We start from the raw sequence: 25,457 nt of genomic DNA, 5'->3' as shown, positions 1-25,457 counted from the left end.
GAAGTCGTATTAACACAAGCACAAATCCAAACATTACGCGGCTATGTCAATCGCGGCGACACCCGTGGAAAGCAGCATGAGGCAGCCTGAAACACCATGAAACCATCTATTGCCTTTTCCCGTCTTGCCCTCATTTTCGGAAGCATTTTTGTCCTATCCGCCTGCGAAACCGAACCCGCCAGCGAAAACGAAAGAACCATGAAAACCGTGCGCGAACACCAAGCCAAAGAAAAGAAAAGTTTTAACAATCCCGAACCGGTTACCGGGTTCGAACACACGGTTACGTTTAATCTGATGGGTACAAAACTGGTTATTCCCTACGGCTATCTCGCCCGGTATTCGAAAGACAACCGGTGGTTTTCGGATACGCCGGGTCAGGACAGCTATTTCGACAATTTCGTTACCGTCAGCGTGCATTACCGTAAAACCAATCAAGGCTGGGTTATCGAACCCTATAACCGGAACAATAGGGAACATTTTATCCAAGCCCTCAAAGACGGCTTGGACAGTATGGACGATATTGTCATCAAAAAATCCACCTGCCATTTAAACCGAGAAATGGGGAAATGGCTGCTGGATTGGGGGTTTAAAAAAATCCCGTCCGACTATCCCGAATACGAAGCCTATGAAGAAAAAACATCCATTCCCGAAAATCCGTATATCCATGAAATCCGTTACGTTAAGAAAGGAGGCAATCCGGCTATTATTACCCATTGGAATAACCGTATAAAACAGAATGATGAGGATAATTACAGCACCAGCGTAGGTTCCTGCATCAATGGTTTTACGGTGGAGTATTACCCTTTTACTAGGGAAAAACAGCAGCTCACACAGCAGGAAGTGATAGGTTACCACCGGCAGGTGGAGCAGTTGTTACAAAGTTTTTTAAACAATCCGAGCAAATAAATTTAAGGAGTTCATTATGAGCGAAGTCGTATTAACACAAGCACAAATCCAAACATTACGCGGCTATGTCCGCAGGGGCGACACCTATGGCGGATGGCGGTATTTGGCCGGTCGGGGCGACCGCTATGCCGACAATGCGGCCGCCATTATCGGCAGCAGTGAAGATTTAAACGGTTTGAACCTGTGGATGAAAAAAGCTGTGGAGCACTTATGGGACGATACAGCCGGTCGGGAAGCACGGCTGGAAAAGTTTGACAGGGTCGCACTACAGCATTTCAGACAGTATGTGGAGCTTATTGATAGAAATCATGGTAGGTTGCCCAATACCGATGAAATTGAAGGCAGTTATTACAGAGCCGTTACCGACAACGGTATTCCTTCCAGTGCCGCCATCGATTTGGTTATTAACCGCATTTTACCCGACGGCTCTTGGGGTGTGGGCTTGGGTATGGAAAAAGAGCGTATCGAAGGCAACCATCCGGTAAGCAACCCCAGTGGAAGCACGCGGGATAATGCAGCTCGGCTGGCTTCATCATTAGCAAAAGGATTTGGGGATGCCTGGAAGGAAAGACCGTTTAGTTTTCAAGATAGATTAAATCAAGATTTTGCCAAACTGGGAATAGATTACAGCATAGACGGCTGGAAGAAAATCGGCGGTTGGGCAGTCGGATTAAGCAAAGATTTGGCCAATCAAATTTCGGAAAAAATCAATCAGAAAAAAAACAATCCGTCTGCGGGCGAAGCGGGAAATCAAACGCCGCAACCCGGCACATCCCTACCCAATTTTTTCCCTTATCCTTGGCAACAACCCCGCGACCCCGAATGGAAAGGCGTCCCCTTCCTGCCCAATCCGTTTGTTCCCGACGGTTACGGCGGATGGTTTGACAACGGACACGAATGCTTGAAGCCTTGGGGTAGCATGTTCGATCCCTATCGCCGTGGCCAATACCACGTCTACGACCCTCTCGCCCTAGACTTGGACGGCGACGGCATCGAAACCGTTTCGGCGGCAGGCTTTTCAGGCAGCCTCTTCGACCACAACGGCAACGGCATCCGCACCGCCACTGGCTGGATTGCACCCGACGACGGTCTGCTGGTGCGCGATTTGAATGGCAACGGCATCATCGACAACGGTGCGGAACTCTTTGGCGACAACACCAAGCTGGCAGACGGCTCTTTTGCCAAACACGGTTATGCGGCTTTGGCCGAATTGGATTCAAACGGCGACGGTATCGTCAGTGCGGCAGATGCCGCATTCCAAACCCTGCGCGTATGGCAGGATCTCAATCAGGACGGTATTTCCCAAGCCAATGAATTGCGTATCCTTGAAGAGTTGGGTATCCAATCTTTGGATGTGGCCTATAAAGACGTAAACAAAAATCTCGGCAACGGTAACACTTTGGCTCAGCAGGGCAGCTATACCAAAACAGACGGCACAACTGCACAAGCGGGCGATTTGCTGTTGGCGGCCGACAACCTGCACAGCCGCTTCAAAGACAAAGTGGAACTCACTGCAGAACAGGCAAAAGCCGCCAATCTTGCGGGCATCGGCCGTCTGCGCGATTTGCGCGAAGCCGCCGCGTTGTCCGGCGATTTGGCCAATGTGTTGAAAGCCTATTCCGCCGCCGATACCAAAGAAGCCCAATTGGCATTGCTGGACAGTCTGATTCACGAATGGGCGGAAACCGATTCGGAATGGGGCAAAAAACCGCCGATGCATCTTTCAACCGGTTGGACGCAAACGGCTAGCGGGGGTGTGGCTCTTACCCCGTCTCAAGTAACGCGACTAAAACAGAACGCTTTGGTTTCTCTTTCCGACAAAGCCAAAGCAGCTATCGATGCCGCCCGCGACCGCATTGCCGTGCTCGATGCCTACACGGGACAGGATTCCGGCACGCTTTATTACATGAGCGAAGAAGATGTGCTTAATATCGTTAAAGTCACCAACGATACTTACGAAAACCTCGCCAAAAACATCTACCAAAGCCTGTTGTTCCAAACCCGTTTGCAACCCTATCTGAATGAGATCGGCTTCAAACTGGAAAATAACGAATTTAAACTGGATTTCAGCGGTGTTCAGGCTGCCTTTAAACGCGTTCATGCAGAAAATCCCGAAAAAGCATTTGTAGATTTAAGCGAATTTTTGGCTTACGGCTCGGAGGGTTTAAAACAATGGACAGAAGGCTCTGTGCTATGGGCGCAATTCTATGATGCTGCTGCCCGTGAGAACCGCATTGATAATTTACTCGCAGCTGTTGGTGAAACCACACTCAAAAATTTAGGTTGGAAACTGGGAACTGCTGCTGATGATAGTTTAAATGGCGATAGCAACAACAATATCCTGATGGGTTTGTCAGGCAATGACAAACTTTATGGTAACGATGGCAGCGATACCTTAATCGGTGGTGCAGGTAATGACTACTTAGAAGGTGGTACGCAAGGAGACACTTATGTCTTTGCCAAAGGTCATGGACAAGATGCGGTTTATGATTATAGTTATGGCGTAGAAGGTGATGATACTGTTCGCTTCACGGATATCGCTTCAACCGAAGTGAAATTCCGTAAAAATGGCAGTAATCTAACTGTATATGGCTATAACGGCGATGATTCCGTTACCATTAAGGACTTCTTCTCTAGTAGTTATGCTCAGATTGAGAAGTTTGAATTTTCTGATAAAACATTAACCCTTACTCAATTAACACAAGATGGTTTTGAGTTGCATGGTACAGATGCCGATGAAACAATTTGGGGTTGGAATGGCAAAAACATCATCTATGGCGAAGATGGCAATGACACTATTTATGGTAGCAGTAAAGAAGATGTGTTGAATGGTGGTAAGGGCGATGATAAGCTGTATGGTAACGATGGCAGCGATACCTTAATCGGTGGTGCAGGTAATGACTACTTAGAAGGTGGTACGCAAGGAGACACTTATGTCTTTGCTAAAGGTCATGGACAAGATACGGTTTATGATTATAGTTATGGCGTAGAAGGTGATGATACTGTTCGCTTCACGGATATCGCTTCAACCGAAGTGAAATTCCGTAAAAATGGCAGTAATCTAACTGTATTCGGCTATAACGGCGATGATTCCGTTACCATTAAGGACTTCTTCTCTAGTAGTTATGCTCAGATTGAGAAGTTTGAATTTTCTGATAAAACATTAACCCTTACTCAATTAACACAAGATGGTTTTGAGTTGCATGGTACAGATGCCGATGAAACAATTTGGGGTTGGAATGGCAAAAACATCATCTATGGCGAAGATGGCAATGACACTATTTATGGTAGCAGTAAAGAAGATGTGTTGAATGGTGGTAAGGGCGATGATAAGCTGTATGGTAACGATGGCAGCGATACCTTAATCGGTGGTGCAGGTAATGACTACTTAGAAGGTGGTACGCAAGGAGACACTTATGTCTTTGCTAAAGGTCATGGACAAGATGCGGTTTATGATTATAGTTATGGCGTAGAAGGTGATGATACTGTTCGCTTCACGGATATCGCTTCAACCGAAGTGAAATTCCGTAAAAATGGCAGTAATCTAACTGTATATGGCTATAACGGCGATGATTCCGTTACCATTAAGGACTTCTTCTCTAGTAGTTATGCTCAGATTGAGAAGTTTGAATTTTCTGATAAAACATTAACCCTTACTCAATTAACACAAGATGGTTTTGAGTTGCATGGTACAGATGCCGATGAAACAATTTGGGGTTGGAATGGCAAAAACATCATCTATGGCGAAGATGGCAATGACACTATTTATGGTAGCAGTAAAGAAGATGTGTTGAATGGTGGTAAGGGCGATGATAAGCTGTATGGTAACGATGGCAGCGATACCTTAATCGGTGGTGCAGGTAATGACTACTTAGAAGGTGGTACGCAAGGAGACACTTATGTCTTTGCTAAAGGTCATGGACAAGATGCGGTTTATGATTATAGTTATGGCGTAGAAGGTGATGATACTGTTCGCTTCACGGATATCGCTTCAACCGAAGTGAAATTCCGTAAAAATGGCAGTAATCTAACTGTATATGGCTATAACGGCGATGATTCCGTTACCATTAAGGACTTCTTCTCTAGTAGTTATGCTCAGATTGAGAAGTTTGAATTTTCTGATAAAACATTAACCCTTACTCAATTAACACAAGATGGTTTTGAGTTGCATGGTACAGATGCCGATGAAACAATTTGGGGTTGGAATGGCAAAAACATCATCTATGGCGAAGATGGCAATGACACTATTTATGGTAGCAGTAAAGAAGATGTGTTGAATGGTGGTAAGGGCGATGATAAGCTGTATGGTAACGATGGCAGCGATACCTTAATCGGTGGTGCAGGTAATGACTACTTAGAAGGTGGTACGCAAGGAGACACTTATGTCTTTGCTAAAGGTCATGGACAAGATACGGTTTATGATTATAGTTATGGCGCAGAAGGTGATGATACTGTTCGCTTCACGGATATCGCTTCAACCGAAGTGAAATTCCGTAAAAATGGCAGTAATCTAACTGTATTCGGCTATAACGGCGATGATTCCGTTACCATTAAGGACTTCTTCTCTAGTAGTTATGCTCGGATTGAGCATTTTGAATTCCAAGACGGTATTCTTTCTAACCCTGATTTTGCTAGGTTCTCCCAAATGGCAAACAACTTAGGACAAGCAATGTCTGTATTTGGTGTTCAAGCAGTTAGTTCTGAAAATAGTAATGCACCTGCAGATTTATCAACCAAACCTATCTTAACCTTATCTCCATTAAGCTAAGATATTCTATTGGTATTTTATGAATTAAAAGCTAATTTTGATGATTCAAAATTAGCTTTTTTATACTTAATCAATTTATAATAGTAATCCAAAATAAGAAATATAAGATGTTGCTACATCTTACCGTACTGTCTTTGGGGCATATATAAGGGACAAATTTACTGCCAAATTCCCCCGCAAGCCTTATCCTATAAACAAAACATAAAATGCACAGCCTCCCTCCCACGCCATTCAAGGCAGCCTGAAACCCACCCCAACCCACAAAGGACGCCCCATGCCCAAAAAGAAAACCACCCTCCCCAAAAACTTCCACGAACTCTGCCAAGCAGGCGACCTTGCCGTCCTGCAAGCCATCTATGCCGATACCGACATCAACGCCACCGAGCGCGGCGGCGGAAAATTTCACCCACTGGCAATGAGCGACACACCCCGCCCGCTTTGATGCAATGGCTGCTTGACCACCGCGCAGACGCCAATTTCCGCCGCGATGCCGACGACGAGCCGCCGCTCTATCACCAAGTCCAAACAGGCAACACCGAGCAAGCCACCGTGCTGCTGCAAAACGGCGCCGATGCCAATTACGCCAACGAGTTCGGCAACACCATTCTCCATTTCGCCCGAACCGCGCCGCTGGTCAAACTCCTGCTGGCGCACGGCGCCAACCCCGCCGCCAAAAACCGGCGCGGGCAAACCCCGTTTGACAGCCTGTTGGATACCGCCCCGCTCTCTGACAGAATTGCCGACATGATTGTCTGCACCGAACTCTATTTGCAGGCAGGCATGACCATCACCGAACAGCAGCGCGAACAAGTAGCTGCCGTAGGTCGGGCATTTATGCCCGACAAACCCCGCCAGCAATGTCGTGCATAAATGCCCGACCTACGGGCTACCGCATGCACGGTAAAGCCACATTCCCTACCCATGTTCAGACTGCCGATGTTGCCCGAAAAAACCACCACAGGCAGCCTGAAAACGGATTTCCCCCTTGCGGGGCAACGTCGGATTCAAGAATCCGACCTACCAAAAGCCGCGTGAAACAGCTCCATAGGTCGGATACCCGTATCCGACAACCGTTTGCCCCATGCCAACCAAAGGCAGCCTGAAAACGGATTTCCCACTGCGGGGCAACGTCGGATTCAAGAATCCGACCTACCAAAAGCCGCGTGAAACAGCTCCATAGGTCGGATACCCGTATCCGACAACCGTTTGCCCCATGCCAACCAAAGGCAGCCTGAAAACGGATTTTCCCCTGCGGGGCAACGTCGGATTCAAGAATCCGACCTACATACATAAAGACACCACCGCACGAAACAGCTTTCAGACTGCCTCAAATGCCGTTGGAACACCCCAAAGGCAGCCTGAACCCCCCACCCAGAAGGAGCTTCCCATGAACCCCGTCCGCATTTACCGCACCATTCTCACCGCCGCCGGCGAACAGGCGGGGGTGCTCAAACGCTGTCTGCGCGACAGCATCGCCGCCGCGCTGTTGCAGGGCGCGGGGTTTGCCATGCTGCTGCCTGCCTTTCTGGCGCTGGGCGCGGGCAAAAACGGTCGTGCAGCGTTTTGGCTGGCGCTGCTTACCGTGCTGCTCGCGCTCTCCGCCCTGTTCCGCTGGCGCTCGCAGGATTATGATTACCAAGGCTACTGCGCCCGCGCGGGCGATGCGGCACGCCGCAAAATGGGCGAACACCTGCGCCGCATCCCGCTGCAAATCCTGTACCGCAAGCGCAGCGGTGAGCTGAACGCGCTGCTTGCGGGCACGATAGACGAAACCTACAACCACACCCTGATTGTCAGCAATATGCTGATTGCCGCCGTCTGCACGCCGCTGGCCACCGCGCTGCTGGCGATGCTGTGGGACTGGCTCGGGCTGGCGCTGCTGTTCAGCTTTCCCCTGATTGTGCCCATCCAGCAGTGGACGCAGCCCTTCACCGAACGCGCCCGCGCCCGTTTGGCCGGCGCAAACGCGCGCCTGAACGCGGAACTGCTGGAATACAGCCAGGGGCTGCCCGTGCTCAAAGCCGCCAACAGCACCGGCAGCCGCCTGCCGCGCCTGCAACAGGCGGTGGGCGAAGTGGAAACCATCCAGCGCGAAGCCCTGCTCGCCGAAGCCCTGCCCAACGCGCTGCTCGGCATCACATTTGAAAACGTGCATTACCACTACGACGCCAACCCCGAACCCATCCTGCGCGGCGTCAGCCTGCACATCCCCGAACGCGCCCTCACCGCGCTGGTCGGGCACAGCGGCTGCGGCAAAACCACCCTCATCCGCCTCATCATGCGCTACGCCGACCCGCAGCAGGGGCGCATCCTCATCGGCGGCACCGACATCCGCGCCCTCACCCAAGAAGACCTGATGCGGCAGATTTCCGTCGTCTTCCAAGACGTTTACCTGTTTGACGACACCATCGCCAACAACATCCGCCTCGGCAAAGCCAATGCCAGCGACGCAGAAATCGAAGCCGCCGCCCGCACCGCCCGCTGCCACGACTTCATCATGGCGATGCCCGAAAGCTACCAAACCCGCGTGGGCGACATCGGCGGCAAACTCTCCAGCGGCGAAAAACAGCGCATCAGCATCGCCCGCGCCCTGCTGAAAAACGCGCCCATCATCATCCTGGACGAACCCACCGCCGCGCTCGACACCGAAAGCGAAGTCGCCGTGCAGCAGGCCATCGACGCGCTGGTGCAGGACAAAACCGTTATCGTCATCACCCACCGCCTCTCCACCGTCAGCGGCGCGCAGCAAATCATCGTGCTCTCCGGCGGACAAGTCGCCGAAAGCGGCACGCACAGCGAACTGCTCGCCCAAAACGGCGTGTACCGCAGGCTCTGGCAGGCAGGCGGATGGGAGGAGGATTGAGTAGGCGCGGAACGGATACCGAGGCAGCCTGAAACGCAGTTTGGCAGGCGGAAAATGGGGGAAAATTAAGCGGGACGGATAAACGAAACACAAGGCAGCCTGAAAACCCGTTTCACCGTTTTCAGGCTGCCTCTGCCGTGTTGGATTAATTGTTTTAGCGGTGTAACTGCGCTTCGCTCCGCGCGCTGCCCGTCGTGCAAACCATTAGGCAGCCTGAAACCTTGGCAAAACTTGTAACCAATGGAGCGTCTTGCTCATAATCGGCAACGAACCGCCGCCATTCCATTTGAGATTTCAGGCTGCCACTATGCTATGCCGCCGCAAACGCCCCGATAACCGCCCCAATCCTTTCCGACTGCTGCGCGTCCAGCCAAACCTGCACCAACCCAACCCCGCTTTCGCGCTGCGCATCAGGCGTAAGCCACAGCGTGAGCAAATCATTGCGCGCATCCAAGAATATCGCTTCCAAGCCGTTCGGCAACCGCACCATGCGGCTGCCCTCATCCAGCGCAAGCGTTAGCTGCCCAAGCTCCAATTCCACAAAGCAACAATTCTGCATCAACGGCAGCGGGTCTTCGCTTAGCAGCACACGCAGCGGCTGTCGACTCATCTGCATCCCGCCGCAAGCCAATTCAAAAACATCCATCGTCTCAATCCCAAGGCAGCCTGAAAATACATTCCCGTTTGCGCTTCGCCCGTTTTCAGGCTGCCTATCGCACAAACCAACGGGCAGCCAGCATAGCGTAGCGGAGTTGCAAAGCTAAAACCAAAAAACCGTGCCACAACAAAGTAACACGGTTTCTTTTCCATTCAATCTACTGCTTTGTGTTTTCCAAGCGAAAGCCCACCTTCGCAATCCCCGCGTCTTTCGCTGCTTCCAACACCTTGGCAACGTTCTCATACGGCGTATCTTTATCCGCATCAATCGCCAAAACCGTATCGGGATTGGTTTTCGCCAGCTCTTTCAGTTTTGCTTTTATCTCAATCAAATCTACTGGTGTAGTTGATTCCGCACCTAATACATATTTGCCTGCTGCATCTACCTGCAAGTTAATCGGCTTCACATCCTGCTTCGGCTCTTCTTTGCTGTTGCTCGTGGTGGGCAAATTGATTTGAATGGAGTGCGTTAAAACAGGCATCGTAATCATAAACACAATCAGCAGCACCAACATCACGTCCACCAAGGGCGTAACGTTAATATCGCTCATCGGCGCGTCTTCGCCGCCTTCGTTTACATTGAAAGCCATCGCCTCATTCCTTCTCGTTAATCAGTTGGACATGAAAATCATGGGCAAAACCATGCAGTTCGCGGCTCAAATTCTTATTGCCGCGCATAAACACGTTATACGCCAGCACCGCAGGAATCGCGGCAAACAAGCCCACTGCTGTCGCCACCAATGCTTCGCCAATCGGGCCGGCCACCGCCGCAATGCTCATCTGCCCGCTGTTGCTGATGTTAATCAGCGCATGGTAAATCCCCCACACCGTGCCCAGCAGCCCCACAAACGGCGCGGTTGAACCGATGGTCGCCAACGCCATCATGCCGCCTTCAAAACGGCTCAAAATCTTGCCTATGCTATGGCGCATCTCGCGTTCCAAGTAAGCGTTGCGCGGCAAGCTCGCCGACAGCATGGAGCTTTGCGTGGCATGGAACTGCTGGTTTGCCCGAATCGCATCCAACGCCAAATCACTAATCGGCGCGTCAATTTGCTTGGCTTGCTGCTCCGCCTGCGCCAAATCTTTTGCCGCCCAAATCGCCTCGGCAGCCACGCGGTTGGCACGCCGCGCCGCGCGATAACGCACGCCGCGCAGCAAAATCAGCACCCAAGTTGTGATGCTCATGGCAATCAAACACAAAAACACACCAATCAAAACAGCATCGCCGCTTTTAAAAACCAATCCTAAATTCATTCGTTTACTTTCATAAAGTGATTAAAAAACATTTGCTTTCAGGCAGCCTGAAAACTATCTATCCAGCTTAAAGGTAAATTGCGTATTAAACTCCGTTGAAACGGGTTCGCCATCAATTTTCTTGGGCTGATAACTTGCCGACTGCGCCGCCCGCTTGCCCGCGTTATCCAATGCCGCCGAGCCGCTAGACTTCGTTACCTTCACATTCATAACCTTGCCTGCCGCGCTAACCAGCACCGAAAGTTTCACCACGCCCTCTTCTTCATGCTCCGCCGCAGAGCGCGGATAAGGCGGATTGGGCAGGCTGATATAGCCGCCATTGGCTATTGTGCTCGCGTGGTTGGCATTAGACGGCTTGGGCGCATCGCCTTTTTTGCCGCCACCATCGCTGTTTTTATCCCCCGCTCCGTTTTGCGGCACTTTGCTGTTCGCAGACGAACCGCCGCCGCCCATGCTATCGGGCGCACGGTTAGCCGCGTCTTTATTCGCCGTCGCGCTGCTGTTGCTTGTGTTAGCTGGATTAGCGTTAGCAGGCGGAGTAACGGCAGGCTTCGGATGTTCAACTTTTACCGGCTGCGGTTTTTCAACGGGTTTTTCAGGCTGCTTGACAGGCTCTGGCTTAGGCTCATGCTTCTGCGGCTTCACCACCTTTTCAGGCTGCCTGAAATCAGCAGGTTTATCATTGCGCACCACCGCCGCAACTTTCGGCTGCTCCGCCACCTTGGGCTTCGGTTCAGGTTTCGGCTCGGGCTTGGGTTCAACTTTGGGTTCGGGCTTGGACTGTTCAACAGGCGGCTGAGGCTGGGGCGGCTCGGGCTGTTCCAAAGGCGCAGGCGCGCCATCGCCCAACGGTTTGTCATCGCCCGTAACCGAACCCAAATCCACAAATGCCATCGCATCTGCTTGTTCAGGCTCGGGCGATTTAAAACCGTTCCACGACAAAGCAATTACGCCGGCGTGTAATAGCGTAACCAAACCAATTACCGCCAGCTTCAAAAAAGGATTATTTTTCATCATCGTCAAATTATAATGCAAACAATTAACATTTGACTAGCCAAAATGGCAACAAAAAATTACAAAACGCCCACAGGCAGCCTGAAAAAGCAACTCAGCTTAACCATTCTTTGCACAGCCCTACCCCATCGTTTATAATCAATCGCATTTCAACCCCACCCAACAAAGGAAAACCAAATGGCAGATTTCAACAAAATCTTAGACGCGGGCGACGTGGATAACGGTATCATCAACGTGGTGATTGAAATCCCCGAAGGCAGCGCGCACAAAATCGAATGGGACAGAAAAAACGCCGTGATGAAGCTAGACCGCGTTGAACCCCAAATCTTCGCCAAACCCACCAACTACGGCTTCATCCCCCAAACCTTAGACGAGGACGGCGATGAATTGGACGCGCTCATCATCACACGCACGCCCTTGCCCACAGGCATTTACATGGAAGCGCGCGTAATCGGCGTAATGAAATTTGTGGACGACGGCGAAGTGGACGACAAAATCGTCGTTGTACCCGCAGACGACCGCGACACAGGCAACGCCATCCAAACCCTAGCCGACTTGCCCGCCCAACTCATCAAACAAATCGAATTTCACTTCAACCACTACAAAGACCTGAAAAAAGCAGGCACAACCAAAGTGGAACACTGGGGCGACATAGAAGAAGCCAAACAAGTTATCCGCGAATCGCAAGAACGCTGGAAAAAACAATAAAACCATTTTCAGGCTGCCTAATACACGCTTTGATAGGCAGCCTGAAAACCAATATTCACATTTCAAATCAAATTTCTAACAACGCACACACAACATCAAAACCATTTAACAAAGTGCCAAAAAACGTTAGTTTTATTTAACCATGCCAGAAACCCCCATCCCAGATAACAACACAGAAGTCCGCAACATCGCCCTCCCGCCCCATTCCATAGAAGCCGAACAATCCCTGTTGGGCGGCTTGATGCTTGAAAACAGTGCCTACGACCGCATCGCCGACATCCTCACCGAAAACGACTTCTACCGCCACGAACACAAACTCATCTACCGCGCCATCTCAACGCTGATTAACGAAAGCCGCCCCGCCGACATCGTTACCGTGCAAGAAGCATTAGAGCGCAACGACCAGCTCACCCACGCAGGCGGGTTTGACTATCTGCTTACGCTTGCGCAAAGCACCCCATCCGCTGCCAACATCCGTCGCTACGCCGAAATTGTCCGCGAACGCTCCATTATCCGCCAGCTTGCCGAGACTGGAACAGAAATTGCTAGAAATGCCTATAATCCGCAAGGAAAAAGCGCGGAACAACTGCTAGACGAAGCCGAAAATCAAGTCTTCCAAATCGCCGAAAGCACAGCAAAATCCAAACAAGGCTTCCTAGAAATGCCTGATTTGTTACAACAAAACATTGAACGCATTGACATGCTGTACCAACGCGATAACCCCGATGAAGTAACAGGCATCGCCACAGGTTTTACCGATTTGGACAGAATGACATCAGGCTTGCAAGCAGGCGATTTAGTTATCGTGGCAGGGCGACCTTCAATGGGTAAGACCGCATTTGCCATCAACATCGCCGAACACGTTGCCATTAGCGGGAAACGTCCTGTCGCTGTATTTTCAATGGAAATGGGTGGCACGCAACTGGTAATGCGTATGCTAAGTTCCGTAGGGCGACTTGATCAAAGCGTTCTAAAAAACGGCAGCCTGAAAGACGAACATTGGGAACGATTAAACGAAGCCGTCGCCAAGCTAACCGATGCGCCTATTTTTATTGATGAAACCGCAGGATTAAGCGCATTAGAACTACGCGCCCGCGCAAGGCGGCTCGCTAGACGATTCAAAAACCAATTAGGCTTAATTGTTATTGACTATCTGCAACTGATGTCAGGCTCGGGGCGCAGCGATAATCGCGCATCAGAATTAGGCGAAATTTCACGCTCGCTCAAAGCACTCGCCAAAGAATTACAAGTTCCCGTTATCGCGTTATCGCAATTATCGCGAACCGTAGAACAACGCACAGATAAACGCCCCATGATGTCGGATTTACGCGAATCGGGTGCGATTGAACAAGATGCTGATTTAATTATGTTTATGTTCCGCGACGAGTATTACACCAAAGAACAAAGCCAATTTAAAGGGCTGGCAGAATGCATTATCGGTAAACATCGCAACGGACCAACAGGGCGTATATTTCTAACCTTTATGGGACAATTTACTCGTTTTGAAAATGCCGCCTACATCCCAGAATCAGCAAGCAACACAGAATAATTGATTAACCATCCTTAATTTGAGTTAAAACTATGCCACACGATAAAAGAGTACAAGGATTTACCCTGTTAGAACTAATGGTTACCGTTGCCATTATGGCAATCATGGCAGCTATTGCTTTTCCTAGTATGCGCGATTTTGTTTCCAACTCGCGCTTGGTAAATCGTTCAGAGCAAATTGCTAATGCGTTCCGCTTTGCAAGAACTGAGGCTGTTCGCATGAATACTCCCGTTTTGCTATGTGGTGTTCTGATTAGAAAAGATGGTCGGAATACTGGTGTTTGCGATGAAACAAAAATCAGCGATGGTATTTTGATTTTTGCGGATGAAAATAGAGACGGTAAATATGATGCCACAGAAGATTCTGCATTAAGAACTGTTACATTAAATGGTCCCAATATCTCAGCAAATAATAAGATGAGCGTCAAAACTGAAATTTGCGATCTTGCAGGTACTGTTTGTAGTGCATCACCATCCAATATGTTTGTTTTTTTACCTAATGGTTCATTTGGTTATAGAAAAACAGCAGCTTCTTCATCTCCTGCAAGTAATTATGCGGGTTTTGTTAATCAATACGAATTTGGCTCGAAATATGTTCGTTTAGCCGTTAAAGATGCAAGTAGAACCAATTCTCCCGTTAGATATGCATTAATTACGCCAATGGGTAATACAAGCACATGTGGTTCTTCTGCTTCTGCAAAAGATGCACTCTCGGGTGATTTAGTTAAATTCTGCACTAAATAGAAATTTTATTTTTCTTGGATTTAGACCATGATTTCAAAAAAAATGTACACTCCAGCTTTCGCAAAAAAGAAAAACATTCAGGGCTCAACACTTGTTGAAGTAATTGTTTCTGTTATTTTACTAACTTTAGGTTTGTTGGCACTTATGGCAACCCAGTTACGTTCGGTTTCTGGATTAACTGAAGCTGAAAATAAGAGTTTAGTTTCACAAAGCACAGAAGCATTAGCAGAATCTATGCTAATGAATGGGACTTTAGTCAAAACATCAAGCGGAAATTACTATCATAGTTATGCATCTTATCTTACTCAGTCACCAGTACCAATTACTGGAAATATTACCCCATTTTCACCAACAACCAATACCGAATATACAAAAGCATCAATAGCAGATGAATATAAAAAACAATTTGAGTCTGAATTGTATGAAAATCTTATTAAACCAGAGTCCTCTACAGTATCTTCTGTTATCTATACAATCTGTTTAGATAAAGAAAAACCTGAGCAACCTACTTTAGATAGTTCAGGAAAAAATATGATTACTAATTGTCAATCTGGTGGCGCTTATACTACTATTAAAGTAGTTTGGCGTTCTGAAAGCACAAAAGATCGTTTCAATGATTATAGCTATGTATTACGAGTAGCAAACTAAGTAAAAAGGTTTTAACATGAAAACAACACAAAATAATTCATTTTTGTCTTCTCGTAAAAATTCAGGTTTTACTTTGATAGAATTTTTAGTTGCTAGTGCATTGGCAATAATTGTAATTAGTGCGGCTGGTAGCACTTATTTTATCACACGCAAACTCAGCAATAACGCACAAAAACGCCTAGATACACAACAGAATTTACGTAATGCAGCTTCAAGCATTACACGTGATGCACGTAATACGGGCTCGTTTGGTTGTTATAGTTCTGCAATTAGCGGTAATAAATTTGACTTTAATGATTTTGCTGATGCAGAAAAAAGACTTATTGCTATTACAGATAATGCTGATGGTAGTGGTCAGTATAGCGGGTTTGGTATAAAAGTTTTAGAAGCAGGTACTGATTTCGCAGGAGCAGGCATTAATACAACGGGGTTATCCAATATAAAAGGTGGTGTTCTTTTCATTTATGGTAAAGATTCAGCTGGCGTTGCTATTAACAATGCAACCAATACTACGAAAATTTCTGACGCACAACTGCCTGAATTAAATCAAACTATTGCAGCAAATTCTGCAAGAGCAAAAAACACACTTGTAATGAGTAGTTGTTCTTATGCGTTCGCAACACATGCAATAAATCAAAATCCTCCAAACTTTGACTTAGATAATCAATCTGGTAAGGGTGCTAATCTAGGTACGAATAAAGGGGAATTTACATTAAGTAAACTATATGCTGCTGCATATCTTGTTGCAACGATCAATAATGTACCAAGTTTATTACGTTATGATTTAAATGCTGAAGGGAAATGGCAAGGACCTCAATTGTTAGTTCAAAATGTAACAGATATTAAATCACAATTTATCTATGTAAAAGATTGTAAAAATGATTCAGCTAATGTAAATGATTACAATAAAGAGAAATTTATTTTTACAGACAATGCATTAACTACCGATGGAAAACTAAAAGGTTTACCTGCTGGGTTAAGATTAACACTTAGCTATAGATATCCCAATGCAACAAGCGATACCCCATATATTATTAATGCAACCATACGTGCAGGTAATGTATGTTCTAAAATCTTTCCTGTATAACAGAATATTAATTTAGGAGCAAACATGAAGAACAGATATAATCAAGGTGGCTTTTCCTTGTTCATTGTTATGGTAATTATGTTGGTTATTGCATTGCTGGTTATTGCAACAAGCCAATCATCAAATACTGAAATGCGAATGAGTACAAATGAAGCAGATAGAAAATATGCTGTTTCTCTTGCTGAGCAAGGTTTGCTAGATGCTGAAGCCATTATTAAAGGTTGGGTTAACCCTTCAAATAGAACGAATGGAAATACTGGTGAGCAATTTTTTAGAGCCACATGTGATAATGGTTTATGTGCGCCTGCAAAAGATACTTATAAAGTAGATAGTAGGGATTTACTGTTTAAATATGACCAAGGCGAACAACAATCTAACTATCCTGCTTGGGAGCGCTGTCAAGTAAATGGTAGAGTAGTAGATATAAATCAACGATGTGAGATTAATTCAACAGCATCAGGAAAAGGTAAATCAATATTGGACACAGATTGCAAGCCCGCTTGTAAAGCTGTAGCAGGTACTGATACACGCTATATTATTGAATATTTAGGTAATAAAACAGATGCAAAATTAGGCAATGTGGATTACTTCCGTGTAACGTCGCGTGCTCATGGTAACAATAAAGATACGGTTGTTACGCTACAGACCTATCTTGAATTATTAAATAAAAAATAAAAGGTAGCCTGAATATGAATAATAGAGTCTTTGGGTATACTCTTCTTGAACTGATGGTTGTAATTGCTATTTTGGCGATAATTGCTGCCTTTGCACTACCTGCATATCAAAATTATATAGAGAAAGCAAACTTAGCAGAAGCTAAACAGCAAATGCTTTCATTTCGCCAATCGATAGAAGCGCAAAAGCTGGTTAATCCTCGTGCAAGTTTGGCAGATATTCTTGCTGATACAACGAATGTTCCTGCTCTGAATGACACGCAAAAATATACTTTTTCTCGTATGGTGGAGAATAAGAAAATGTATTTGCAAGCAGTTCCCAAAACCAGTGGGCACAAATACGGAATTTGGATTGACAGTGATAGCTCTGTTTACCGTTGTAAAGGCTTAACAGGCAGCGCAACGGCAACCAAACCAAGCAATTGCGAAGCGTTTTAATTATTCAATCAACAAGCTGATATGCAATTATCAGCTTGTTTTATTTTATACTCTCCGCCGAAAATCTTGTTTTCTGCTAAAATTGCACGATTATTGAATTAGGAAAATTATTTATGTCTATTGCCAACAATCGCAAAGCATTTCACGATTATTTTATTGAAGAACAAATTGAAGCGGGTTTGGTGTTGGAAGGCTGGGAAGTGAAAGCCATTCGCGCGGGGCGTGTGCAGCTCAAAGAAAGTTATATTTATTGGAAACGCGATGCGTTTTACTTGGTTGGCTGCCACATTACTCCGCTGCCAACCGCTTCTACACACGTTAAACCCGATCCTGTTCGTCCGCGAAAATTGTTGTTGAATCAGCGAGAAATCAATAAGCTAATCGGCAAAACCGAGCGGGCGGGCTACACCGTCGTGCCGCTGAACTTGCATTATTTGCGCGGACGTATCAAAGCGGAAATCGGTTTGGCAAAAGGCAAAAAACTGCACGACAAGCGCGAATCATCCAAAGAAGCGGATTGGAAACGCGAAAAACAACGTTTAATGAAGCATGCCCGATGATGAATACCGCCGTTATCGCTTTTGGCAGCAATCTGGAAAATCCCATCGCGCAGGTGCAGAATGCACTTGCTGCGGTGGTGGCTTTGCCGCAGATAGGCAGCCTGAAAAGCTCTTCGCTGTATCGCACTGCGCCCGTTGGCTATGCCGAACAGCCCGACTTTATCAACGCGGTTGCGCTAGTTGAAACGAGTTATTCTGCAATGGAACTATTGCAACAGTTGCAGCAAATTGAGCAGCAGTTTGGGCGGCAGCGTAGTTTTCGCAATGCGCCGCGCACGTTGGATTTGGACATTATTGACTATACGCAAACCATCAGCAATGCGCCTGAATTGCAGCTTCCGCATCCCCGTGCGCACGAGCGCGGTTTTGTGATGCTGCCCTTGGCGGAAATCGCGCCCGATTATCCAATTGCCCATTTTGGCACGGCGCAACAGCTTGCCGCAAAATTAGGCAGCGCGGGCATTGAAAAGATTGCCTAATCCGTTTTAGCTTCGCAGAAGCTCGTAAACTCGCTTTCAGGCTGCCTGAAAACACAATAAGCGCGTATAATCCGCGCTTTTTTCTACCGCACGCACCATGAATAATCCCTTTACCCAAGCCCTTTCCAACGCATTAAGCTACGCCATCGTGAGCAAGCAAGTGAGCCAACAGCATGAAGCCATCGGCTTTTTGTATCGCGAAGCGGCTGCGTTTGAACACGACAGCGGCTGGCGTTTTTTCAGCGGCGCGGAAGATGACGCTTATGCCAACGATTCGGCGAACTACGAAACCTTGCCATTGAGCCAAATTCTAACCGCGCATCCTGAAATTGCGCCGCTGATGCAACAAAACGCGGGCGCGTGGGAATGGGATGATGCCAGCGAAAGCTACACCCCCGTTACCGATTGGCAGCCGCAAGCATGATTTTCAGGCTGCCTATTTTGACTAAGAAGGAAAACACATGAAAACAATCGCTCCTAATCTGAATGGACAAGGTCTCAAAATCGGCATCGTGCAAGCGCGTTTCACCAATGAAGTGGGCAGCGCGATGGTGGATGTGGCTCGCAAAAAATTGCTGGAACTGGGCGTGGCGGATGATGACATCACGCTGGCGACCGTGCCCGGCGCGCTGGAAGTGCCGCTGGTGCTGCAAAACATGGCGGCAAGCGAATCGTATGACGCGCTGATTGCCATCGGCGCGGTTATTCGCGGCGAAACGTATCATTTTGAACTGGTTGCCAACGAATCAGGCGCGGGCGTATCGCGCGTGGGCTTGGATTTTAATGTGCCGATTGCCAACGCGATTTTGACCACCGAAAACGACGAGCAAGCGCACGCGCGCATTCAGGAAAAAGCCAGCGACGCGGCGATTGTGGCGGTGGAGTTGGCAAATTTGTTAAACGATTTGGATGAAGAATAATTTTCAGGCTGCCTGAAAGCGAGTTTACGAGCTTCTGCGAAGCTAAAACGGAAAGGACGATTATGCGAGTTTCTCCCCGTCGACGCGCGCGCGAATTTGCCGTGCAAGCCCTGTATCAAGTGACGTTGAACAAAATCCCCGCGCCCGAGGTGGCGCAACACATCCGCGAAAGCAACGATTACCGCCATGCCGACGGCGAATTGTTTACCGCGATTTTTTTCGGCGCGCACAACAATCAGCGCGAATACATGCAAATCATCCGTCCCTTGCTGGACCGCGATGAAAACCTGATTAACCCGATTGAGCGCAGCGTACTGCTGGTGGCGGTGCACGAACTGAAAGCCATGCCCGAAACACCCTATCCCGTGATTATCAACGAGGCGATTGAAGTAACCAAAACCTTTGGCGGCACAGATAGCCATAAATTTATTAACGGTATTTTGGATAAATTGGTGGCGCAGCTTCGCCCCAACGACCCGAAACGGCGTGATGCAGCCTGAAACGCCGTTCGGCGTAGCTAGCGGGCAAGGCTCACGGCATCCGAAAAATCATTTTCAGGCTGCCTTATCCGGCAGAAAGGAATGTCTATGAAACAATCATCGCTTGCGCTGCCGCTGTTTTTGATTATCGCGGGCGCGTTGTGGCTGCTCAAAAGCATGGATTTATTTCCCAGCACGGCGAACATCGTCGCCTTTGCGCTGTTTGCATCGGGCGTGTTGGTGTTCGCGTTGGACGGGTTTAACAAGCAGACTGTTGTATCTGCGCCGTTGCTGATGTATATCGGCGGCGTGTTGTATTTGGTGAACGAATACGAATACGCGACTGCGCCGTTTATCGCGCTGGGCATGGTGTTTTCAGGCTGCCTGATGCTGCTGGCGCGCAGTAATGCCGTTCCGCATAAACGCTCGGCAGGCTCTGGGCAAAACCATCAACCATAATGCGGTTAAACCCGTTTCAGGCTGCCTGAAACGGGTTTTGTTTTGCGGATAATGCCATGCAACCGCATGCCATCGCCCCCTGCTCTGCCCGATATAAAAAGGCAGCCTGAAACGCCTATTCCCGTTTTCAGGCTGCCTTGATGTTTAGCAAAATCAATCGGCGTTTATTTTTCCAAGCTCGCCGCGTATGCCGCCAAATCGGCAATCGGACGCGCCGCCACGCCGCTTTCGGCCGCCGCTTTGGCAACCGCAGGCGCGATGCGCGAAATCAGGCGCGGGTCAAACGGCGTGGGAATCAGATATTCCGCGCCGAAGGTGAAATCGCGGTTTTGGTATGCCGTGCGCACCGCTTCGGGCACGGGTTCGTGCGCCAAATCGGCAATCGCATACACCGCCGCTTTTTTCATCGCTTCGTTGATTTCGCTTGCGCCGCAGTCCAACGCGCCGCGGAACAAGAATGGGAAGCACAACACGTTGTTGATTTGGTTCGGATAATCGGAGCGCCCCGTGCCGATAACCACATCCGCTCGCGCTTCTTTGGCAACGGGCGGTTTGATTTCGGGATTGGGGTTCGCCATGGCAAACACCAAAGGCTTGTCTGCCATCGTTTTCAGCATTTCGGGCGACAACAAATCCGCGCCCGACAGCCCCAAGAAAATATCCTTGCCCGCAACGGCATCCGCCAAGGTGCGCTGCCCGTTGTCGGCAATAGCGTAGCGCACTTTGGTGGCATCCATGCGTTCGCGGTCTTCGCGCGTTTGGTAAATCACGCCTTTGCTGTCGCACAGGGTAACGTTTTCGCGTTTCAGCCCCAGCGACACCAGCAAATTGGTGCAGGCAATCGCCGCCGCGCCCGCGCCCGAAACCACAAGGCTCACGTCTTCCAGTTTTTTGCCCACCACGCGCAAGCCGTTGATGGCGGCGGCGGCGGTGATAATCGCCGTGCCGTGTTGGTCGTCGTGGAACACGGGGATGTGGCAGCGCTCTTTCAATTTTTGCTCAATATAAAAGCATTCGGGCGCTTTGATGTCTTCCAAATTGATGCCGCCGAAGGTGGGTTCCAGCGCGGCGATGATGTCCACCAGCTTGTCGGGGTCGTGTTCGTTGATTTCAATGTCAAACACATCAATGCCCGCGAATTTTTTGAACAGCACGCCCTTGCCTTCCATCACGGGCTTGCTCGCTTGCGCGCCGATGTTGCCCAAGCCCAGCACCGCTGTGCCGTTGGAAATTACCGCCACCAAATTGCCTTTGGCGGTGTATTTGTAGGCATCGGCAGGGTTGGCGTGGATTTCCATGCACGGCGCGGCAACTCCGGGGGAATACGCCAACGCCAAATCCTGCTGCGTTGCCAATGATTTGGTTGGCGTTACGCTCACTTTGCCGGGAACGGGAAATTGGTGAAACGCCAATGCGGCTTGTTTCAATTTTTCATCTATTTTCATGATGTGTGCCTTTGCAGACGGTTAGAAAAATCTGTTTGGTTTACATTTGCCTAACAGAACATGGGGAAAAATTTACGGTATCATAACAGTTTTTCAGGCAGCCTGAAAACCGCAAACGGCATCCCGTTCGTCGCGCCTTTTCAGGCTGCCTCAACGCGCCAAACAAGGAAACACCGCATGAACCCCACCATCCGACTCAAAATCCTCAATCCCAAAATCGCCGAACACCTGCCCCAATACGCCACATCGGGCAGCGCGGGGCTGGACCTGCGCGCCTGCATCGACGCGCCGCAAACCATTCGCGCAGGCGAAACCGCGCTCATCCCCACCGGCATCGCCATCCACATCGCCAACCCCAACCTCGCCGCCACCATCCTGCCGCGCTCGGGGCTGGGGCACAAACACGGCATCGTGCTGGGCAATCTAGTCGGCTTAATCGATTCCGACTACCAAGGCGAGCTGATGGTGTCACTGTGGAACAGAAGCCCAGCCGATTTCACCATCGCCCCGCTAGACCGCATCGCGCAGATGGTCATCGTGCCCGTGGTGCAGGCGCAGTTTGAAATTGTGGACGACTTCGCCGGCAGCGAGCGCGGCGCAGGCGGATTCGGCAGCACAGGACGCGGCTGATGAACGCCCTGTTTCGGCAGCCTGAAAACCTATCGCCGCAAGCGGGCAAACGCGATATCCGCCGCACGCTGCGCCTTGCCCGCAAAAGGCAGCCTGAAAACGCCCGCCGCGCCGCCGAGTGCCGCATCAACCGCGAGCTCAAACGCTTTATCAAACGCGGCAAACGCATCGCTGTGTATTGGGCAATCGGCAGCGAGCTGCGGCTGGACGACTTCGCCCGCGCCGCAATGCAACGCGGCGCGCAAGTCTATCTGCCCTACATCGCCCCGCGCAGCCTGAAACTCTGGTTCACGCCCCATCCTGTTATGCGATTAGGCAGCCTGAAAACGAAGAAAACCGTCCGCCCCGAACGCCCCCGCCGCCGCAGCCAAATCCAAGTGCCCCAGTTTCGCGGCGACAAAATCCGCGCAAAATCGCTCAATATTATGGTGCTGCCCATCGTGGGCATAGACGCGCAGGGCTATCGCCTCGGGCAAGGCGGCGGCTACTACGACTGCACGCTCGCCGCCACCCCGCGCAGCCTGTGCCCGCAAACCGTCGCCGCAGGATTCGCCTGCCAAAGCCTGCCCCAGCTGCCCGCGCAACGCCACGATATTCGCGTGCAGTATTTTGCCAGCGAGCGCGGCGTGTGGCGGTTTAAGGCAGCCTGAAAACCGAGCAAAGGCGTTTTCAGGCTGCCTATATTGTCCTGCAACCATCCACCAAACGCCGCCGCACAACAAATAAAACTAATTTGCATTACCGCCTTGTACTTCTGCTATAATCTGCGCGCTTTTTAACCAACCTTAACAAATCCAATCATGAAATTAAACAAAATCACACTCGCCCTGCTCGGCTTGGGTTTCGCCCAATTCGCCATCGCCGACAACGGCGACAACAGCGCCATGCAGCCTGAAACCGCCGCGCAGTCCGAAGCCGGCGCAGCGCAAACGCAAACTCTGCAAAACGTAACCGTTAAAGCCGACCGCAAAACGGTGCACGCCGCGCGCTCGTATTCCATCGCCAGCGACGGCGATATGCGCGACCGCGTAAACCTCAGCCTGCTCGGCCGCGCCAACGCCTTCACCGCGCCCATCACCGTGGTCAATTACGATGAAAAACGCATCAACAACAAACAAGCCCGCACGCTCACCGATGCCATCGCCAGCACCGACGCTTCCGTGATGGCGTTTGGCGGCGAAAGCAACACGCTCACAGGCTTGTATTTCCGCGGCTTCCAGCTAGACGCACGCCAATTTAGCGTAAACGGCTTGGCGGGCATGTATGGCACGCAAGGCACAGCAGATGTGCACGTTGGCTCGGCACAGCTGATTAAAGGCGCATCTACCGCCGTAACTGGCATGGACCCCGAAGGCGCGGTTTCAGGCGCATTGAACATTGAAACCAAAAAAGCCAGCGACGAAGGCAACCGCAAAGTGGGCTTGGCATGGTTCAGCAACAGCCGCTTGCAAACCACCGCCGACATCGGGCAGCGCTTTGGCGATAGCAAACAATTCGGCATCCGCGCCAACGCCAAACTGCGCCACGGCGACACCCCGCGCGACGGCTACAAAGAAGACGACAAAGAATTCGCCCTGAACGCCGATTACCGCGGCGAAAAATTGCGCGTGGCATTGGATACCGTGTACGCCAAACGCAAAACCAACGGCGGCCGCGCCCGTATGCAAGACATTCAAAACGCCGCAGGCAAGCTGTATGGCGCGCCCGATGGCAAAACCAACCTGCTGCCCTCGTGGAACTGGCAAAACACCGTGGGGCAAACCCACATGCTGACGTTTGAATACGACACCGACCACAGCTTCCAAATCACAGGCGGCATCGGCTACAACAAAGCGCGTTACTACGGCACGCTGATTTCCCCCACCGTTTGCCGCACCGCCACCGCCACGTGCAACACCGCCAACCAATACACCACAGGCACCGCTCGCCTAACCGACCAATATTTCCGCACATTGAGCATGAATTTATCGGCGCGTGGCGAGTTTTACACCGGCCCCGTTTCACACAATTGGAGCACCGCGTTTGACCGCATCATCCGCCAACGCGCCACCTATCGCGGCACCGCAGCGGGTAGAAGCACCGCCACCATTTACCCCGAGCGTGGCAATATCGCAGGGCAATTAGAAGCGTTTAAACCCGATTACCCCAATACTTGGGAAAATTCTGCCAACTTAGACGCGCGGATTAAAGTGAACAGCTTGGCGTTGTCCGACACGTTGGGTTTCTTGGATAACACATTGCGCCTCACCGTTGGCGGGCGTTTACAACACGTTGAATACACCGATAAAAAAGCCAATGAAACAGGCAAATCGCACCGCATCAGCCCCATGCTGATGGCGGCGTGGCTGCCCTCGCCCGATTTGGTGGTGTATGGCAACTATATGCAAGACCTTGAACCCGCCGACATCAAAACCGATGATGATGGCAACACCACCATGGCAAAACCGCGCGTAAGCCGTCAATTTGAATTGGGCGTGCGCAAAAACTGGGGCGATGTGGTAACGACTTTGAGCCTGTTCCAAATCAAACGCCCTGGCTATTGGCGCGGTCAAACCAACGCCAACGGTCGCTTAACCTATGGCAACAAATCCGATTTTGCCAAATACAAAGCCAAAGGCGGCGCAGCGGGCGATGAGCAAGGCACCGAGCGCAACCGCGGCATCGAGTTCAACGTGTACGGCAATTTGCTGAACAAAACGCTGCGCCCCAGCTTCGGCCTGATGTATTTGCGCGCCGATTTGAAAAACTATCCCAACTCGCGCGACATGCTGATTAACGGCGTGCAAGTCGCCAGCCCGCGCGTGATTGCCAAGGCGGGCATCGAATGGGATACGCCGTTTGTGCAAGGGCTCACGCTGAACGCCAACGTGCAGTATTACGGCAAATCGTACCAAGACACGCAGAAAAAATACGCTTTCCCAAGCTACACGCTGGTGGATGTCGGCGCGCGCTATGCCAAAAAATTCGGCGAGCGCAACACGCTCACCGTGAGCGGCGCCGTGGAAAACGTGTTCAACAAAAACTACTGGCAAGTGCAGCGCGGGCAATATGACCGCAGCTTTGCCGTAGTCGGCATGCCACGCACGTTCTGGTTGAAAGCGGATTATTCGTTCTGATGAACGCCTTGCGCGCATAAATAGGCAGCCTGAAAACCGTTTCAGGCTGCCTTTCGGTAT

27 protein-coding genes are annotated in these 25,457 nt (G+C 49.9%); 21 read left to right on the top strand and 6 right to left on the bottom strand.

Annotation, left to right across the window (positions count from 1 at the left end; genetic code table 11):
- Positions 1-96 precede the first annotated feature (96 nt).
- The 5 genes from JDW22_RS01410 (at position 97) to JDW22_RS01390 (ending at position 8,537) form a co-directional block, all read left to right on the top strand.
- Complete coding sequence (locus tag JDW22_RS01410; protein WP_200521190.1) at positions 97-906, top strand: RTX iron-regulated FrpC family protein; 810 nt, start codon at positions 97-99, stop codon at positions 904-906.
- 16 nt (positions 907-922) lie between these two features.
- Positions 923-5,674: a calcium-binding protein gene (locus JDW22_RS01405; protein ID WP_200521188.1), complete on the top strand. Its 4,752-nt coding sequence runs from the start codon at positions 923-925 to the stop codon at positions 5,672-5,674.
- Between the two features lie 274 nt (positions 5,675-5,948).
- Positions 5,949-6,116 (top strand): hypothetical protein, encoded by a 168-nt coding sequence (locus tag JDW22_RS01400; protein ID WP_200521186.1) that lies wholly within the window; start codon positions 5,949-5,951, stop codon positions 6,114-6,116.
- Complete coding sequence (locus JDW22_RS01395) at positions 6,116-6,544, top strand: ankyrin repeat domain-containing protein (protein WP_200521185.1); 429 nt, start codon at positions 6,116-6,118, stop codon at positions 6,542-6,544. The genes JDW22_RS01400 and JDW22_RS01395 overlap by 1 nt, the downstream gene beginning before the upstream one ends.
- Positions 6,545-7,061: 517 nt before the next feature.
- Positions 7,062-8,537, top strand: a complete 1,476-nt coding sequence (locus JDW22_RS01390; RefSeq protein ID WP_200521183.1) for an ABC transporter ATP-binding protein — start codon at positions 7,062-7,064, stop codon at positions 8,535-8,537.
- A 154-nt stretch (positions 8,538-8,691) separates the two neighbouring features.
- On the opposite strand, the gene JDW22_RS13830 is transcribed toward JDW22_RS01390, so the two are convergent.
- From JDW22_RS13830 to JDW22_RS01370, 5 genes are all read right to left on the bottom strand, one after another.
- On the bottom strand, positions 8,692-8,823 hold the full coding sequence (locus tag JDW22_RS13830; RefSeq protein ID WP_268884204.1) for a hypothetical protein: 132 nt from the start codon (positions 8,821-8,823) through the stop codon (positions 8,692-8,694).
- A gap of 24 nt (positions 8,824-8,847) precedes the next feature.
- Positions 8,848-9,183 carry a hypothetical protein gene (locus tag JDW22_RS01385; RefSeq protein ID WP_200521177.1) on the bottom strand — a complete coding sequence of 112 codons (336 nt, stop codon included), beginning with the start codon at positions 9,181-9,183 and terminating at the stop codon, positions 8,848-8,850.
- Between the two features lie 169 nt (positions 9,184-9,352).
- A complete protein-coding gene (locus tag JDW22_RS01380; RefSeq protein WP_200521176.1) occupies positions 9,353-9,784 on the bottom strand; it encodes an ExbD/TolR family protein in 432 nt (143 codons plus the stop codon).
- 4 nt (positions 9,785-9,788) lie between these two features.
- Positions 9,789-10,448 carry a MotA/TolQ/ExbB proton channel family protein gene (locus JDW22_RS01375; RefSeq protein WP_003795772.1) on the bottom strand — a complete coding sequence of 220 codons (660 nt, stop codon included), beginning with the start codon at positions 10,446-10,448 and terminating at the stop codon, positions 9,789-9,791.
- Positions 10,449-10,502: 54 nt separating this feature from the next.
- Positions 10,503-11,423 carry an energy transducer TonB gene (locus JDW22_RS01370; RefSeq protein WP_235964663.1) on the bottom strand — a complete coding sequence of 307 codons (921 nt, stop codon included), beginning with the start codon at positions 11,421-11,423 and terminating at the stop codon, positions 10,503-10,505.
- A 216-nt stretch (positions 11,424-11,639) separates the two neighbouring features.
- Between JDW22_RS01370 and JDW22_RS01365 the strand changes: the two genes are divergently transcribed.
- From JDW22_RS01365 to JDW22_RS01305, 13 genes are all read left to right on the top strand, one after another.
- Positions 11,640-12,170, top strand: coding sequence for an inorganic diphosphatase (locus JDW22_RS01365; protein ID WP_200521174.1), 531 nt, complete (start codon positions 11,640-11,642; stop codon positions 12,168-12,170).
- Positions 12,171-12,312: 142 nt separating this feature from the next.
- Positions 12,313-13,719 carry a replicative DNA helicase gene (gene dnaB, locus JDW22_RS01360; RefSeq protein ID WP_200521172.1) on the top strand — a complete coding sequence of 469 codons (1,407 nt, stop codon included), beginning with the start codon at positions 12,313-12,315 and terminating at the stop codon, positions 13,717-13,719.
- A gap of 32 nt (positions 13,720-13,751) precedes the next feature.
- Positions 13,752-14,462 carry a GspH/FimT family pseudopilin gene (locus JDW22_RS01355; RefSeq protein WP_200521933.1) on the top strand — a complete coding sequence of 237 codons (711 nt, stop codon included), beginning with the start codon at positions 13,752-13,754 and terminating at the stop codon, positions 14,460-14,462.
- Positions 14,463-14,489: 27 nt separating this feature from the next.
- Positions 14,490-15,110, top strand: coding sequence for a type IV pilus modification protein PilV (pilV, locus tag JDW22_RS01350; RefSeq protein WP_200521171.1), 621 nt, complete (start codon positions 14,490-14,492; stop codon positions 15,108-15,110).
- 16 nt (positions 15,111-15,126) lie between these two features.
- Positions 15,127-16,197 (top strand): PilW family protein, encoded by a 1,071-nt coding sequence (locus tag JDW22_RS01345; protein WP_200521169.1) that lies wholly within the window; start codon positions 15,127-15,129, stop codon positions 16,195-16,197.
- Positions 16,198-16,221: 24 nt separating this feature from the next.
- On the top strand, positions 16,222-16,872 hold the full coding sequence (locus JDW22_RS01340; protein WP_200521168.1) for a pilus assembly PilX family protein: 651 nt from the start codon (positions 16,222-16,224) through the stop codon (positions 16,870-16,872).
- A gap of 14 nt (positions 16,873-16,886) precedes the next feature.
- Entirely contained in the window at positions 16,887-17,309 is a 423-nt protein-coding gene (locus JDW22_RS01335; RefSeq protein WP_003796080.1) for a type IV pilin protein, read from the top strand.
- A gap of 113 nt (positions 17,310-17,422) precedes the next feature.
- Positions 17,423-17,869, top strand: coding sequence for an SsrA-binding protein SmpB (gene smpB / locus JDW22_RS01330; protein ID WP_200521162.1), 447 nt, complete (start codon positions 17,423-17,425; stop codon positions 17,867-17,869).
- Complete coding sequence (gene folK, locus JDW22_RS01325) at positions 17,866-18,348, top strand: 2-amino-4-hydroxy-6-hydroxymethyldihydropteridine diphosphokinase (RefSeq protein ID WP_200521155.1); 483 nt, start codon at positions 17,866-17,868, stop codon at positions 18,346-18,348. Before smpB ends, folK begins: the two co-directional genes overlap by 4 nt.
- 97 nt (positions 18,349-18,445) lie before the next feature.
- Entirely contained in the window at positions 18,446-18,772 is a 327-nt protein-coding gene (locus JDW22_RS01320) for a DUF2185 domain-containing protein (RefSeq protein WP_200521153.1), read from the top strand.
- Between the two features lie 37 nt (positions 18,773-18,809).
- Positions 18,810-19,268, top strand: coding sequence for a 6,7-dimethyl-8-ribityllumazine synthase (gene ribH, locus JDW22_RS01315; RefSeq protein WP_003796087.1), 459 nt, complete (start codon positions 18,810-18,812; stop codon positions 19,266-19,268).
- A gap of 62 nt (positions 19,269-19,330) precedes the next feature.
- On the top strand, positions 19,331-19,768 hold the full coding sequence (nusB, locus tag JDW22_RS01310) for a transcription antitermination factor NusB (RefSeq protein ID WP_200521152.1): 438 nt from the start codon (positions 19,331-19,333) through the stop codon (positions 19,766-19,768).
- Positions 19,769-19,855: 87 nt separating this feature from the next.
- The gene (locus JDW22_RS01305; protein WP_040558618.1) at positions 19,856-20,206 is read left to right on the top strand and encodes a hypothetical protein; all 351 of its coding nucleotides are present in this window, start codon (positions 19,856-19,858) and stop codon (positions 20,204-20,206) included.
- A 164-nt stretch (positions 20,207-20,370) separates the two neighbouring features.
- Here the strand turns inward: JDW22_RS01305 and JDW22_RS01300 are convergent, their stop codons facing one another.
- Positions 20,371-21,651, bottom strand: coding sequence for a malic enzyme-like NAD(P)-binding protein (locus JDW22_RS01300; RefSeq protein WP_207748797.1), 1,281 nt, complete (start codon positions 21,649-21,651; stop codon positions 20,371-20,373).
- 177 nt (positions 21,652-21,828) lie between these two features.
- Here JDW22_RS01300 and dut point away from each other — a divergent pair, with 177 nt between their 5' ends.
- The 3 genes from dut to JDW22_RS01285 all read left to right on the top strand — a co-directional run bounded on the left by dut (position 21,829) and on the right by JDW22_RS01285 (position 25,397).
- Entirely contained in the window at positions 21,829-22,281 is a 453-nt protein-coding gene (gene dut / locus JDW22_RS01295) for a dUTP diphosphatase (RefSeq protein WP_200521150.1), read from the top strand.
- Positions 22,281-22,931 (top strand): 5-formyltetrahydrofolate cyclo-ligase, encoded by a 651-nt coding sequence (locus tag JDW22_RS01290; protein WP_200521148.1) that lies wholly within the window; start codon positions 22,281-22,283, stop codon positions 22,929-22,931. The genes dut and JDW22_RS01290 overlap by 1 nt, the downstream gene beginning before the upstream one ends.
- 234 nt (positions 22,932-23,165) lie before the next feature.
- Complete coding sequence (locus JDW22_RS01285) at positions 23,166-25,397, top strand: TonB-dependent siderophore receptor (RefSeq protein ID WP_407929573.1); 2,232 nt, start codon at positions 23,166-23,168, stop codon at positions 25,395-25,397.
- The last annotated feature ends 60 nt before the right edge of the window (positions 25,398-25,457 follow it).

The sequence above is a fragment of the Kingella bonacorsii genome, from assembly GCF_016623605.1.
Taxonomy (GTDB): Bacteria; Pseudomonadota; Gammaproteobacteria; order Burkholderiales; family Neisseriaceae; genus Kingella_B; species Kingella_B oralis.
The sequence above is the reverse complement of the archived record's forward strand: the minus strand, read 5'-3'. Positions and strand labels throughout refer to the sequence as shown.